Origin of the sequence: Pseudomonas sp. IT-P100 (assembly GCF_949767185.1) — a bacterium.
Classification (GTDB): Bacteria; Pseudomonadota; Gammaproteobacteria; order Pseudomonadales; family Pseudomonadaceae; genus Aquipseudomonas; species Aquipseudomonas fluorescens_B.
The window spans coordinates 530944-544012 of the sequence record NZ_CATKQK010000011.1; the positions used below are offsets into that span (position 1 = coordinate 530944).

Here is a 13069-nt window from a genome sequence, read left to right on the forward strand (position 1 = left end):
GTTTTATCCCGTAAACACTGGGTTATGTCGCATATGAAGGCTGAGCAAACGGCTAATTGTCTTCCAGTAACGGGATAGCCGCTGGGGAACTTGTTGCGGCTTAATTTCAATCGAAGCACCACCAGAGTGTCTCGCTGCAGGTCACTGGAAACTGCCATTACTCATGGCCCTGGTTTTAACCAGAAGTGCCTTCTATTCATGTGTTGCTCTAAACGCGGCAGGGGGAAGAAATAATATGTTGCATAAAACGTGGTTAGTTCGAGGGATTCAAACAGTTGGCTTGTTGACGCCAATACTGGCGCAGGCCGACGTGGTCTCTGACAGCCGGCTCACACTGGGTACCCGCAACTTTTACATCGATCGGGATTTCAAGCAGGACAACCCACCCCATTCACGGGTGGGCAGTTGGACTCAGGGTTTCGACCTGCGTTTCGCCTCCGGCTATACCGAAGGCCCGGTGCAGTTCGGCCTGGATGCCGAGGTGCAGTATGCCTACAGACTGGATGGCGGTGGCGGGCGCGGCGATGACTCCATCATCCCTTACAGCCGAAGCCGTCAGGAGCAGGCCGATGAGTATGGCCGTGGCGGGGCGACGCTGAAAATGCGCTATTCGAAAACCGAGCTGAAAGTCGGTGAACTGCGGCCGTTACTGCCGGTGGTGATCATTGACGATTCACGCCAGTTGGTCACGACCTATCGCGGTGGTCTGCTCGAATCCAAGGAAATCGACGGCCTGACATTGACCGCCGGGCGGCTGACGCAGATCGGTGCGCGTAACTCCTCCAACTACGAAAAACTGTACCTGCAGACCGGCTCGGGTGTGCGCCACGGCAGTGACGGGCTCAACCTTGCCGGTGCCAGTTATGCTTTCACTCCGTCGCTGACCGGTACTTACTTCTACGCGCAACTGGAAGACATCTACCAGCAGCACTACCTGGGCATCACCCATCTGGCAGACCTGGGCGACGGCTATGCGCTGAAGACTGACCTGCGTTACTTCAACAACAGCGAAGACGGCGACGCTCTCTACGGCGACATTGACAACCGTTCCTATGGCGCCATGACATCGCTGAAAAAGGGCGGTCACCGATTCGGCGTGGGATACCAGCGCATGCTCGGCGACAGCAACTTCCCGACACTGGGCGGTTATGTGCCGCAACCGTTCCTGGTGAACTGGTCGCGGGTGGCGTTCATCAAGCCCAACGAAAAATCCTGGCAACTGCGTTATGACTACGACTTTGCCGCCATGGGTCTGCCGGGCCTGAGTTTCATGACCCGATACTTGAAAGGCAGTTCGGTGGACCGCGGTGACAACCTCAGCCAGGCAGCGGAGCAGGAGCGCAACCTGGTGCTGTCTTACGTGGTGCAAAGCGGTCCGCTCAAAGGCGTGGGCGTGGAGGCCGGCAACGTCGTCGCCAAATTCAGCCACGGCAATGACTGGGTGGAAAACCGCCTGATCACAACTTACACCTGGAAATTTTGGTAACGTCCTGCCCTGAAATCGGACGCGGTTGCGCGCGGAAGTGACGCATCGGGTAGCGTTTTACCCATTGCGTCGACCGCTCTTGGCACCATCGCTGTGCGCGTCAAGGCCGCGCAACGCGTTCGATATCCAGATAGTTTCCGATTACTGGCCGAAAAGTGCGGATTTCGCCTGTTCGCACCGGCTGGGCATAGCCCTTGCAAATCCAATGAGAATACGCGCCGAAGAGCGTGTCGATGTTCATTGCCGTGGGTGCACCGTCATGACCGAACCAAATGTTGTCCAGTTTCGAGATATCCGCATAGATCGCTACGACCTGGCTGGTGCCCGGGCGTGGATGGCCGGCATTTGCGGGCCGCACGAACTGCAGACCTCGCAGCCGAACCGGATTCAGTTTCACCACAAGGCCAATGTCTTCAAATCCATGTCCACGACCTTGGGCCGGATGGAATACGGCACAGACGTGACCATTGGCGTCGAGGATGCCGAACACCTCAATTGCTACAGCCTCAGCCTGCCGATTCGCGGCGAGCAGGAGTTGGTCAAGGATGGCCGTCGGTTGTACTCCAATCAGGATCAGGGACTGATCGTGACACCGCACGAAACCCAGACACTGAGCATGGCCGGTGACTGTCACAAGATCTCCGTGGTGATCACCCGCATGGCCATGCGCCAGACACTGGAAGGCATGCTGCAACGCCCTTTGGAAATGCCGCTGAAGTTCGAGCCGGTGATGGATGCGGTCAACGGCGCCTCTGCCTCCTGGTGGCGGCTGGCCCGTTACTACATCGATGAGCTGGAGCGCGGTCACGACCTGTTCAGTCAGGTGTTTTTCACCCGCGATATCGAAAGCGCGCTGATCAAGGGGCTCATCCTTTCCCAGCCCAATAACTACAGCGCCGAACTTCGTGATCAACTGGGCGTCAAGTTGCCGTATTACCTGGTGCGCGCAAAGGATTTCATAGAAAGCAACGCCCGCGAAGACATCCACCTGGAGGACATCGAGGCGGCGGCGGGTGTATCCCGCTTCAAACTGTTCGAAGGCTTTCGCAAGCACATGGGTGTCTCACCCATGGCTTACCTGAAAAAGTTTCGCCTCGGCGCCGTTCGCCAGGAAATCCTCGAAGACGCCTCGGTGCGCAACATCTCCGTGATCGCGATGTGCTGGGGGTTTTCGCATCTGGGCCGGTTCGCCAGCGAGTACCGCAAGCTGTTCAACGAAACGCCCAGTGCGACTCTTCAGCGCAGCGAAGCCCGTCGCAACCGGTCGCTTTGACATGACGACTTTCCACGCGGCCACCGCCAACAGCGTGGGCCTGAACTTATCGCTGATGTGCCGCGAGCCGGTCTTCACCAGTCGCTCGGCGCAGGAAACCCAGCGTTTGATGGGGCAGGCGCTGGTGGAACATGAGCTGGATTGGCCGCGGGGCGGCGTCGATACGGCGTTCTATCGCGGCCAGGTCGCCAGTTGCGAACTGTATGCGCTGCGTTACGGCGGCCAGGTAGAAATCCGGCCACAGCCTTTCGAAGATTTCGTGCTGGTACAAATGCCGCTGCGAGGCAGTGCCACTCTCGAGTCCGACGGCATGGGCTATGACGTCAGCCCGGGAGAAGTAGCGATCCTGTCTCCGCGCAAGCAGGCTCGAGTGGTGTGGGAGGAGGGTTGCGAGCAACTGATCCTCAAACTGCCACGGGCATTGCTCGATGCCAGCCAGAATGCGCTGGCCGATGACTTGCCGTCGGGCTTCACGTTAGCGCCGGTCAGCCGCCTGGAACGGCCACTGGCGGTGCGCTGGTTTCGTCTGGTCAGCGAGTTGCTGGAGCACTTGCCCGAGGGCGAATCGAGTGCACCGCCTTCACGCTGGTTGCAGCATCTGGAGCAAAGCCTGCCTCTGTTTCTGCTCAGCCATTGTGGCGTTGCTCAACAAGAGTCGCCTTTGCCGCGGCAGCCCTCCCGTCAACTGCAAAAAATCGACGCCTGCATGCGCGAGCACCTTGTTCAAGGCATCTCCCTGGCTGAACTGGCGGTTGCTGGCGGGGTGAGCATTCGCAGCTTGAACACCTTATGCCAACGCGAATACGGCCAAAGTCCGATGGACCGCTTGCGCGGATTACGGCTTGAAGCCGCCAGGGAGTACTTGCTGGCGAGACCGCACACCAGCGTGACCGAGGTAGCGCTGGAGTTCGGGTTCGGGCATGTGGGGCGGTTTGCCAATTACTATCGGCAGCGCTTTGGAGAGTTGCCGAAGCAGACGATGAGGTCTCAGGCATGAGAGGGGTGAGGGGCGATTCCGGTTGGCCTGACTCAAGCGGCGCGGCTCGATGTTGCAGGCCAAGATTTCTGGATAATCATGCCGAAATGAAAAAACCCGCCATTAAGGCGGGTTTTTGGTGTTCAGAGATTTTGAAAGCATTCTCCGAACCTTGTCTGGCTCCACGACCTGGACTCGAACCAGGGACCCAGTGATTAACAGTCACTTGCTCTACCAACTGAGCTATCGCGGAATGGCGTGTATGTTACTGATTCAAAAAGAGAAGTCAAGCACCTGCTGACAACTTGAGGAATTCATCGGGACGGACGGTGGTTTATCGGCGATTGGCGGTTACCAGAACGGCACCAGAGGTCTACCATGGCCGCCCGGAAGTGGTTACACGCGCTGCCGGCCATTCGCCGAAAAGGTACGCGCCATGAATCACCCAGCCCTCACACTTCGCAACAACGAGGTGTCCGCATGAGCATCGCTCAGATCAGCCTGCCCAAAGGGGTCGGTCCGCACGCCGAAAAACTGTTCGACGCCATCACTCAGGCCAGCACCGCTGACGAATTGAATCGCGCAGGCGGCAAGGCCGAAGGTTTTGTCCTGGGCCTGGAAAGCACCAAGGCCATCAAAAGCCAGGTCGCCGAATCGCTGTACGTCGCCTATGACGATGCAGCCAGCCAGCGCGCGACCGAACTGGCTTAACCGCCGAACGTCACGGTGGCGAGCATCAGTTTGGCGTAAAGCAGCGTCGCACCCAGTTGCACCAGCCACAAGGCCAGCCCGCCGAGGAACACACCCGCAGCCACTTGCAGCACCAGGTTACTGCTGCGTTTGGCCGGGACGCGGGGGATGAAGTCATTCAGGTCATTCAGGTCATCGCGCTCAGCGCGCAGGTCATCGTTTTTCATGTGGGTTCTCGTCAGAATTCCGGAATGTACATAGAACTTGTGGAAGCGGGCTGGCCCGCGATAGGGCCCTCACATTCAACACAGTTGTTGGTTGACCGGCCACCATCACGGGCAAGCCCGGCTCCCACAGTAATATGATGTGCAGTCTAGAGCGCTCGACCATGAGGTTGAGAATTATCTGAGCCAATAAAAAAACGGGAAGCCCAGAGGCTTCCCGTTTTTCGTATTACCGTACGACTCAGATCACCGCAACGATGGCCTTGGTCACAACATCAATGTTGTTCTGGTTCAACGCGGCGACGCAGATGCGGCCGGTGTCCAGGGCATAGATGCCGAACTCGTTGCGCAGACGGGTGACTTGCTCAACCGTCAGGCCGGAGTAGGAGAACATGCCGCGCTGACGCCCCACAAAGCTGAAATCGCGCTGTGGCGCGTTTTTCGCCAGCAGGTCAACCATCTGGGTGCGCATGCCGCGAATCCGCAGGCGCATTTCGGCCAGTTCTTCTTCCCACTTGGCGCGCAGCTCCGGGCTGTTCAGCACAGCGGCGACGATGCTTGCACCGTGGGTCGGCGGGTTGGAGTAGTTAGTGCGGATCACGCGTTTGACTTGCGACAGCACGCGCGCGCTTTCCTCTTTCGATTCGCTGACGATCGACAGGGCGCCCACGCGCTCGCCGTACAGCGAGAAGGATTTGGAGAACGAGCTGGAAACGAAGAAGGTCAGGTCCGATTCAGCGAACAGACGCACGGCGGCGGCGTCTTCGTCGATGCCATCGCCAAAGCCCTGGTAGGCCATGTCGAGGAACGGTACGTGACCCTTGGCCTTCACGGCTTCCAGAACGTTTTTCCAGTCCGCCGGGCTCAGGTCCACGCCGGTCGGGTTGTGGCAGCAGGCGTGCAGCACAACGATCGAGCCGTTCGGCAGGGCGTTCAGGTCTTCCAGCAGGCCGACACGGTTAACGTCGTGGGTCGCGGCGTCGTAGTAGCGATAGTTCTGCACCGGGAAACCGGCGGTTTCGAACAGCGCGCGGTGGTTTTCCCAGCTTGGGTCGCTGATCGCCACGACAGCGTTCGGCAGCAGTTGCTTGAGGAAGTCGGCACCGATTTTCAGTGCGCCAGTACCGCCCACGGCCTGAGTGGTGATGACACGGCCAGCAGCGATCAGCGGCGAGTCATTGCCAAACAGCAGTTTCTGAACGGCCTGGTCGTAAGCCGCGATGCCATCGATCGGCAAGTAGCCACGGGAAGCGTGTTGAGCGACGCGAATCGTCTCGGCTTCGACAACGGCGCGCAGGAGTGGAATTCGCCCCTCCTCGTTGCAGTAAACACCGACCCCCAGGTTGACCTTGTTGGTACGGGTATCGGCGTTGAATGCTTCGTTGAGGCCCAGGATTGGATCGCGTGGTGCCATTTCGACAGCGGAGAACAGGCTCATTTTTGCGGCGGCTCTGAATGGAGAGTGGAGGGACGTGTCGCGCTCCAGCCGAATGCACTAGAGCGGTGCACAAACGGGGAGCTAGTATAGAGGCCATCTGCGATTGATGGCGACAGTCGATTTGGCTTTTACCGTAAGTTTTCCCGATTATTTTTCGACCGTTAGTCGATTGATCCCGTCAAAGACTTCAAGGGATGTAGGACGTTTGCCTTGAAAGCGAGGGCAATCGGCTCCACATTGAGCACAATCCAGTTTTTTCCTCGGGCGACGTCGGTCGTTTGTGGTCTTTTTCGTAGCTGTCCGGCTTGACCGGACGGGCGCGACCCAGAGGGTATTTCATGTCTGAATTCCAGCTAGTCACCCGCTTCGAGCCCGCCGGCGATCAGCCGGAAGCCATTCGCCTGATGGTCGAGGGCATTGAAGCCGGGCTGGCGCACCAGACATTGCTCGGTGTGACCGGCTCGGGCAAGACGTTCAGCATTGCCAACGTCATCGCCCAGGTTCAGCGCCCGACACTGGTGCTGGCGCCGAACAAGACCCTGGCCGCGCAGTTGTACGGTGAATTCAAAGCGTTTTTTCCGAACAACGCCGTCGAATACTTCGTGTCCTACTACGACTACTACCAGCCCGAAGCCTACGTGCCGTCCTCGGACACCTTCATCGAGAAAGACGCCTCGATCAACGATCACATCGAGCAGATGCGACTCTCGGCGACCAAAGCGTTGCTGGAGCGCAAGGACGCGATCATCGTCACCACGGTGTCGTGCATCTATGGTCTGGGCAGTCCGGAAACTTATTTGAAAATGGTGCTGCACGTGGATCGGGGTGACAAGCTCGATCAGCGCGCTTTACTGCGTCGCCTGGCGGACCTGCAATACACCCGCAACGACATGGATTTCGCCCGAGCGACCTTCCGCGTGCGCGGTGATGTGATCGACATCCACCCGGCAGAATCCGATTTCGAAGCGATCCGCATCGAGCTGTTCGATGACGAAGTCGAGAGCCTGTCGGCCTTCGATCCGCTGACCGGCGAGGTGATTCGCAAGCTGCCGCGCTTCACCTTCTACCCGAAAAGCCACTACGTGACGCCGCGAGAAACCCTGCTCGGTGCCATTGAAGGGATCAAGGTCGAGTTGCAGGAGCGCCTGGAATACCTGCGCTCCAACAACAAACTGGTGGAAGCGCAACGTCTTGAGCAACGCACGCGCTTCGACCTGGAGATGATCCTCGAGCTGGGCTACTGCAACGGGATCGAAAACTACTCGCGCTACCTCTCGGGCCGTGCGTCCGGCGAGGCGCCGCCGACCTTGTTCGATTACTTGCCGGCCGATGCCTTGCTGGTGATCGACGAATCCCACGTCAGCGTGCCGCAGGTCGGTGCCATGTATAAGGGCGACCGCTCACGTAAGGAAACGCTGGTGGAGTACGGCTTCCGTCTGCCCTCGGCGCTGGACAACCGACCGATGCGTTTCGACGAGTTCGAAGGCATCAGCCCGCAGACGATTTTTGTCTCGGCCACGCCGGGCAACTACGAGGCTGAACATGCGGGCCGGGTGGTCGAGCAACTGGTGCGCCCGACCGGTCTCGTGGACCCGCAAATCGAAATCCGTCCGGCGCTGACTCAGGTCGACGATTTGCTGTCGGAAATCACCAAACGCGTCGCCCTCGAAGAGCGGGTGTTGGTCACCACGCTGACCAAGCGTATGTCCGAAGACTTGACCGATTACCTGGCCGACCACGGGGTGCGGGTGCGTTATCTGCACTCGGACATCGACACCGTGGAACGGGTTGAAATCATTCGCGATTTGCGACTCGGAACCTTTGATGTGCTGGTGGGGATCAACCTGCTGCGTGAAGGCCTGGACATGCCGGAGGTCTCGCTGGTGGCGATCCTTGATGCGGACAAGGAGGGCTTCCTGCGTTCCGAGCGCTCGCTGATCCAGACCATTGGTCGCGCGGCGCGTAACCTCAACGGTCGGGCGATTCTGTACGCGGACCGCATCACCGGCTCCATGGAGCGGGCCATCGGTGAAACCGAACGTCGACGCGACAAGCAGATTGCCTTCAACCTGGCCAACGGCATTACGCCGAAAGGTGTGTTCAAGGACGTTGCCGACATCATGGAAGGCGCCACCGTGCCAGGCTCGCGCAGCAAGAAGCGCAAAGGCATGGCCAAGGCCGCCGAGGAAAGCGCCAAGTACGAAGCGGAATTGCGTTCGCCGGGAGAGGTCGCCAAGCGCATCAAGGCCCTGGAAGAGAAGATGTACGCCTTGGCGCGCGACCTGGAATTCGAAGCGGCGGCGCAGATGCGCGATGAAATTACCAAGCTGCGGGATCGGTTGATCGCTGTTTGAGATTTGCAGTGCCTGTCAGGCCGCCATCGCGAGCAGGCTCCCACAGTTGACCCAGTGAGCGCGATCCAATGTGGGAGCGAGCCTGCTCGCGATGAGGCCAGTCTTGACGACACAATACTCAACTAGTGCGCCTCGCCAGCCTTCAACCCCGCCGGTAATTGCTTGGTCAGCAACACCGCAATCATGCTGATCCCCAGCGCAATCCCGACAAAATGAAACGCATCGTTGTAAGCCATGATCGACGCCTGTTGATGGGCGATCTCACTGAGTTTGCCCAGCGCCGCCGTTTCACTGCCAAACCGGTCGGTCAGCGACGCCATGCGCTCGGCGACCTGCGGGTTGCTCGGCACGATGGATTCACGCAAATAATCGAAGTAGGTCTTGGTCCGCGCATCCAGCAAGGTGGCGAGGAGGGCGATGCCGATTGCGCCGCCGAGGTTGCGCAGGATGTTGAACAGGCTCGACGCCGAGCCCGCATCCTGCGGCAGGATGTACGCGGTGGCGATCAGCGAGATGGTCACCATGATCAGCGGCTGGCCGAGTGCGCGGATGATCTGGATCTGATTGAACTGCGGTCCGGCAAAGTCCGGGTTCAGCACACCCGAGGAAAAACTCGCCAGGCCGAACAACCCGAAGCCCAGCGTGCACAGCCATTTCGGCGAGACGTATTTCATCAGCTTCGGCACCAGCGGAATCAGGAACAGTTGTGGCACGCCCATCCACATGATCACTTCGCCGATCTGTAGGGCGTTATAGTTCTGGATCTGCGCCAGGTACAGCGGCAACAGAAAGATCGAGCCGTACAGCCCGACGCCCATTCCCAGGCTGGAAATACTCGATAAACCGAAGTTGCGATTGCCCAGGATGCCGAGGTTGATCAGCGGATTGGGCTTGGAAAATTGCACGATCACAAAGGTGATCAGGCTGATCAGGGCGATGCTGCCGAGCGCAACGATCAGGTCCGATTCCAGCCAGTCCTTGCGATGGCCTTCTTCCAGAAACACCTGCAAACAACCGAGGCCGATACCGAGGGTGACAATCCCCGTGTAGTCGGTGCTTTTCAGCAGTTCCCAGTGCGCTTCTTTTTTTTCCAGGCCATACATCAGGCCGGCGATCATGATCAGGCCCGGCGGGATGTTGATGTAGAAGATGTATTCCCAGCCCCAGTTCTCCGTCAGCCAGCCGCCGAGTGTCGGTCCGATGGACGGCGCGAACGTTGCGGTCATGGCGAACATCGCCATGCCTTTGGCGCGGTGGTGCTCGGGAAGCTTGATCAGCGTCAGGGTGAACGCCAGAGGAATCAACGCGCCGCCGGTGAAGCCTTGCAGTGCGCGGAAAATGATCATGCTTTCCAGGCTCCACGCCATCGAGCAGAGCAGGGACGCGGCAAGGAATCCAAGCGAAACCCATACCGCCAGTCGACGCGCCGAGAGCAGCTGCACCAGCCACGCCGTCAGCGGAATCATGATGATTTCCGCGACCAGGTACGACGTGGAAATCCAGGAGCCTTCTTCCAGGGTCGCCGACAGCGCGCCCTGAATATCCTTGAGCGACGAATTGGTGATCTGAATGTCGAGCACCGCCATGAACGCGCCGAGCATCACACTCATCACCGCGATCCAGTCCCGCCGGGTCGGTTCGCCGGCCGGGCGGATCAGTTGATCACCGGCCATCGTCAGGGGCGTCTTTGATGTTCACTTTGGCGGTAACCGACATGCCCGGACGAATCTTTCCGTGCAGCGGGTTGTCCGCGGCGAACGTCAGTTTTACCGGAATCCGTTGTACGACTTTGGTGAAATTGCCGGTGGCATTGTCCGGCGGCAACAGGCTGAACTGCGCGCCTGAGGCCGCGAACAGGCTGTCGACCCGCGCTTCAATCGGTGTGTCGCTGTAGGCGTCGAACGTCAGTTCGGCTTTCTGGCCGGGCTGCATGTGGCCGATCTGGGTTTCCTTGAAGTTCGCCTGAATCCAGATGTCCTGATCCGGGACGATCGACAGCAAATAAGCGCCGGCCTGCACATACTGGCCTTCGCGGGCGGCGCGCTGGCCGATCAGGCCGCTGATGGGGGCGTGGATTTCGCTGCGGGTCAGGTTCAGTTCAGCCTGGGCCAGATCGGTTTTGGCGTTGGCGATCATGGCGTCGAGGCGCTTGATTTCGGCGCTCAGGGAATTGACTTGCTGGCGCTGGCTTTGAGCATCCGCCTGGGCTTTGGTTACCTGTGAGCGGGCGATGTGGTTGTCGGCGGAGAGGGTGGTGACCCGCTCTTCGGAAACGTAGCCCGGTTTGCGCAGGGTTTGCGCGCGGGACAAATCGATTTGCGAGCGACCGAGGCTGGCTTGACTGGAGGCCACTTGCGCCTCGCTCGCGGCAATCAGGCTGGCTTGCTGGGTCAGTTTGCTCTGGGCTTGCAGGCGTTCGGCCTGGCGAGTGGCGAGGGCGGCGTTGGCGCGGTCGACGGCGAGGTGGAAGTCATCGCCTTCGAGCTTGATCAGCAACTGGCCTTTCTCGACGTGCTGGTTGTCCTGCACCAGCACCTGATCGATGCGCGCGCCCAACTGGCTCGACACACGGGTGATCTCGCCCTGGACGTAAGCGTTGTCGGTGCTCTCATAAAACCGTCCCTTGAAGAACCACTGGGCAAAGAAGCCGCCGGCAATCAGCAGGACGATCAACAGGAAAATAAACAGGCGACGCTTGAGTTGGGCAGGCATGGGGCAAACTGTAGTCGAGAAATTGTAAGGAAAGTTATCAGCAGGCGAATCTGGCATACAGTCGATAGTGGGTAAATGCCATCGGCTGATAATCCATCATTCATCCCGGCCCGAGCCCGTTGTAGACGCAAACTTGGCTTAAATGCCCTGTTCGCTGGAGCCGGGCGGGCAACGCCTGTTACCATTCGCCCTTTGTTTTATCTTCATTTCGAGACTTGCCATGACCACCGTCCGCACGCGCATCGCGCCATCGCCTACCGGGGACCCCCACGTAGGTACCGCTTACATCGCTTTGTTCAACTACTGCTTTGCCAAGCAGCACGGCGGTGAGTTCATCCTGCGGATCGAAGACACCGATCAATTGCGTTCGACCCGCGAGTCCGAACAGCAGATTTTCGACGCCCTGCGCTGGTTGGGGATCGACTGGAGCGAAGGCCCGGACGTCGGCGGCCCGCACGGTCCGTACCGTCAGAGCGAGCGCGGCGACATCTATCAGAAGTACTGCCAGCAACTGGTCGAAATGGGTCACGCCTTCCCGTGCTTCTGCACCGCCGAAGAACTGGACCAGATGCGCGCCGAGCAAATGGCTCGCGGTGAAACCCCGCGATACGACGGCCGTGCACTGTTGCTGTCCAAGGAAGAAGTCGCGCGCCGCCTGGCCGCCGGCGAGCCACATGTGATCCGCATGAAAGTGCCAAGCGAAGGCGTGTGCGTGGTGCCGGACATGCTGCGTGGCGACGTCGAGATCCCGTGGGATCGCATGGACATGCAAGTGCTGATGAAGACCGACGGCCTGCCGACATACTTCCTGGCCAACGTGGTCGATGACCACCTGATGGGCATCACCCACGTCCTGCGCGGCGAAGAATGGCTGCCTTCGGCACCGAAACTGATTCTTCTGTACGAATACTTCGGTTGGGAGCAACCGGAGCTGTGCTACATGCCGCTGCTGCGTAACCCGGACAAAAGCAAGCTGTCCAAGCGCAAGAACCCCACCTCTGTGACGTTCTACGAGCGTATGGGCTTCATGCCGGAAGCGATGCTCAACTACCTCGGGCGAATGGGCTGGTCGATGCCGGACGAGCGCGAGAAGTTCTCGCTGCAAGAAATGGTCGACAACTTCGACCTGAGCCGCGTCTCCCTCGGCGGGCCGATTTTCGACATCGAGAAGCTGTCGTGGCTCAACGGCCAGTGGCTGCGTGATTTGCCGGTGGCAGAGTTCGCTTCGCGCCTGCAAACCTGGGCACTCAACCCTGAATACATGATGAAGATCGCGCCGCACGTGCAGGGTCGCGTCGAGACTTTCAGCCAGGTCGCACCGCTGGCCGGATTCTTCTTCGCCGGGGGCGTGAACCCGGATGCCAAGCTGTTTGAATCGAAGAAACTGTCGGGCGACCAGGTACGTCAGCTGATGCAACTGATTCTGTGGAAGCTGGAAAGCCTGCGTCAGTGGGAGAAGGACAACATCACCGCGACGATTCAGGCGGTGGTCGAATCCCTCGAGCTGAAACTGCGTGACGCCATGCCGCTGATGTTCGCTGCCATCACTGGCCAGGCCAGTTCGGTATCGGTGCTGGATGCGATGGAAATCCTCGGCCCGGACCTGACGCGTTTCCGTCTGCGCCAGGCGATCGACCTGCTGGGCGGCGTGTCGAAGAAAGAAAACAAAGAGTGGGAAAAACTCCTCGGCAACATCGCCTGATCCACACAGGAGGAGCTGGCGCAGGCTGCGATCTTTTGATCTTGCTCTTCGGCGTAGCCAAAAAGATCGCAGGCTGCGCCAGCTTCTACAGACCCGTGTTCTTTCCGAAGTCCCCCGTTTTCCGGGGGGAGGGCGGTAAGTGATTGTTATGTCGGCAAAAAACTTTGGAAATTGTTAAAAATAAATTTGACACGTTTCCAAAGCGCCATTAAGA

The 13069-nt window shown here is 59.2% G+C and carries 10 protein-coding genes and 1 tRNA gene; 6 read left to right on the plus strand and 5 right to left on the minus strand.

The features are described 5' to 3' along the window. Positions 1-235 precede the first annotated feature (235 nt). The 3 genes from ACM6IQ_RS10635 (at position 236) to ACM6IQ_RS10645 (ending at position 3756) form a co-directional block, all read left to right on the plus strand. Positions 236-1486: an OprD family porin gene (locus tag ACM6IQ_RS10635; RefSeq protein ID WP_031319027.1), complete on the plus strand. Its 1251-nt coding sequence runs from the start codon at positions 236-238 to the stop codon at positions 1484-1486. A 259-nt stretch (positions 1487-1745) separates the two neighbouring features. Next, positions 1746-2759: an AraC family transcriptional regulator gene (locus ACM6IQ_RS10640; RefSeq protein WP_017339657.1), complete on the plus strand. Its 1014-nt coding sequence runs from the start codon at positions 1746-1748 to the stop codon at positions 2757-2759. Position 2760: 1 nt separating this feature from the next. Further along, a complete protein-coding gene (locus ACM6IQ_RS10645) occupies positions 2761-3756 on the plus strand; it encodes an AraC family transcriptional regulator (protein ID WP_414878696.1) in 996 nt (331 codons plus the stop codon). A 156-nt stretch (positions 3757-3912) separates the two neighbouring features. Here the strand turns inward: ACM6IQ_RS10645 and ACM6IQ_RS10650 are convergent. Further along, positions 3913-3988, minus strand: a tRNA-Asn gene (locus ACM6IQ_RS10650). 227 nt (positions 3989-4215) lie between these two features. Here ACM6IQ_RS10650 and ACM6IQ_RS10655 point away from each other — a divergent pair. Then, positions 4216-4446: a hypothetical protein gene (locus tag ACM6IQ_RS10655; protein ID WP_008007186.1), complete on the plus strand. Its 231-nt coding sequence runs from the start codon at positions 4216-4218 to the stop codon at positions 4444-4446. Here ACM6IQ_RS10655 and ACM6IQ_RS10660 read toward each other — a convergent pair. Both ACM6IQ_RS10660 and ACM6IQ_RS10665 read right to left on the minus strand, forming a co-directional pair. Then, positions 4443-4652, minus strand: coding sequence for a hypothetical protein (locus tag ACM6IQ_RS10660; RefSeq protein WP_414878697.1), 210 nt, complete (start codon positions 4650-4652; stop codon positions 4443-4445). The two genes, ACM6IQ_RS10655 and ACM6IQ_RS10660, sit on opposite strands and share 4 nt — an antisense overlap. 238 nt (positions 4653-4890) lie before the next feature. Beyond that, a complete protein-coding gene (locus ACM6IQ_RS10665) occupies positions 4891-6087 on the minus strand; it encodes an amino acid aminotransferase (RefSeq protein ID WP_017339648.1) in 1197 nt (398 codons plus the stop codon). A gap of 338 nt (positions 6088-6425) precedes the next feature. On the opposite strand from ACM6IQ_RS10665, the gene uvrB reads away from it, so the two are divergent. Further along, complete coding sequence (uvrB, locus tag ACM6IQ_RS10670; protein ID WP_150632484.1) at positions 6426-8441, plus strand: excinuclease ABC subunit UvrB; 2016 nt, start codon at positions 6426-6428, stop codon at positions 8439-8441. A 122-nt stretch (positions 8442-8563) separates the two neighbouring features. On the opposite strand, the gene ACM6IQ_RS10675 is transcribed toward uvrB, so the two are convergent. Both ACM6IQ_RS10675 and ACM6IQ_RS10680 read right to left on the minus strand, forming a co-directional pair. Continuing rightward, positions 8564-10054: an MDR family MFS transporter gene (locus tag ACM6IQ_RS10675; protein WP_193393025.1), complete on the minus strand. Its 1491-nt coding sequence runs from the start codon at positions 10052-10054 to the stop codon at positions 8564-8566. A 49-nt stretch (positions 10055-10103) separates the two neighbouring features. Beyond that, the gene (locus ACM6IQ_RS10680; protein WP_017339645.1) at positions 10104-11153 is read right to left on the minus strand and encodes an HlyD family secretion protein; all 1050 of its coding nucleotides are present in this window, start codon (positions 11151-11153) and stop codon (positions 10104-10106) included. Positions 11154-11373: 220 nt separating this feature from the next. Here ACM6IQ_RS10680 and gltX point away from each other — a divergent pair, with 220 nt between their 5' ends. Beyond that, positions 11374-12855: a glutamate--tRNA ligase gene (gene gltX, locus ACM6IQ_RS10685; protein ID WP_017339644.1), complete on the plus strand. Its 1482-nt coding sequence runs from the start codon at positions 11374-11376 to the stop codon at positions 12853-12855. The last annotated feature ends 214 nt before the right edge of the window (positions 12856-13069 follow it).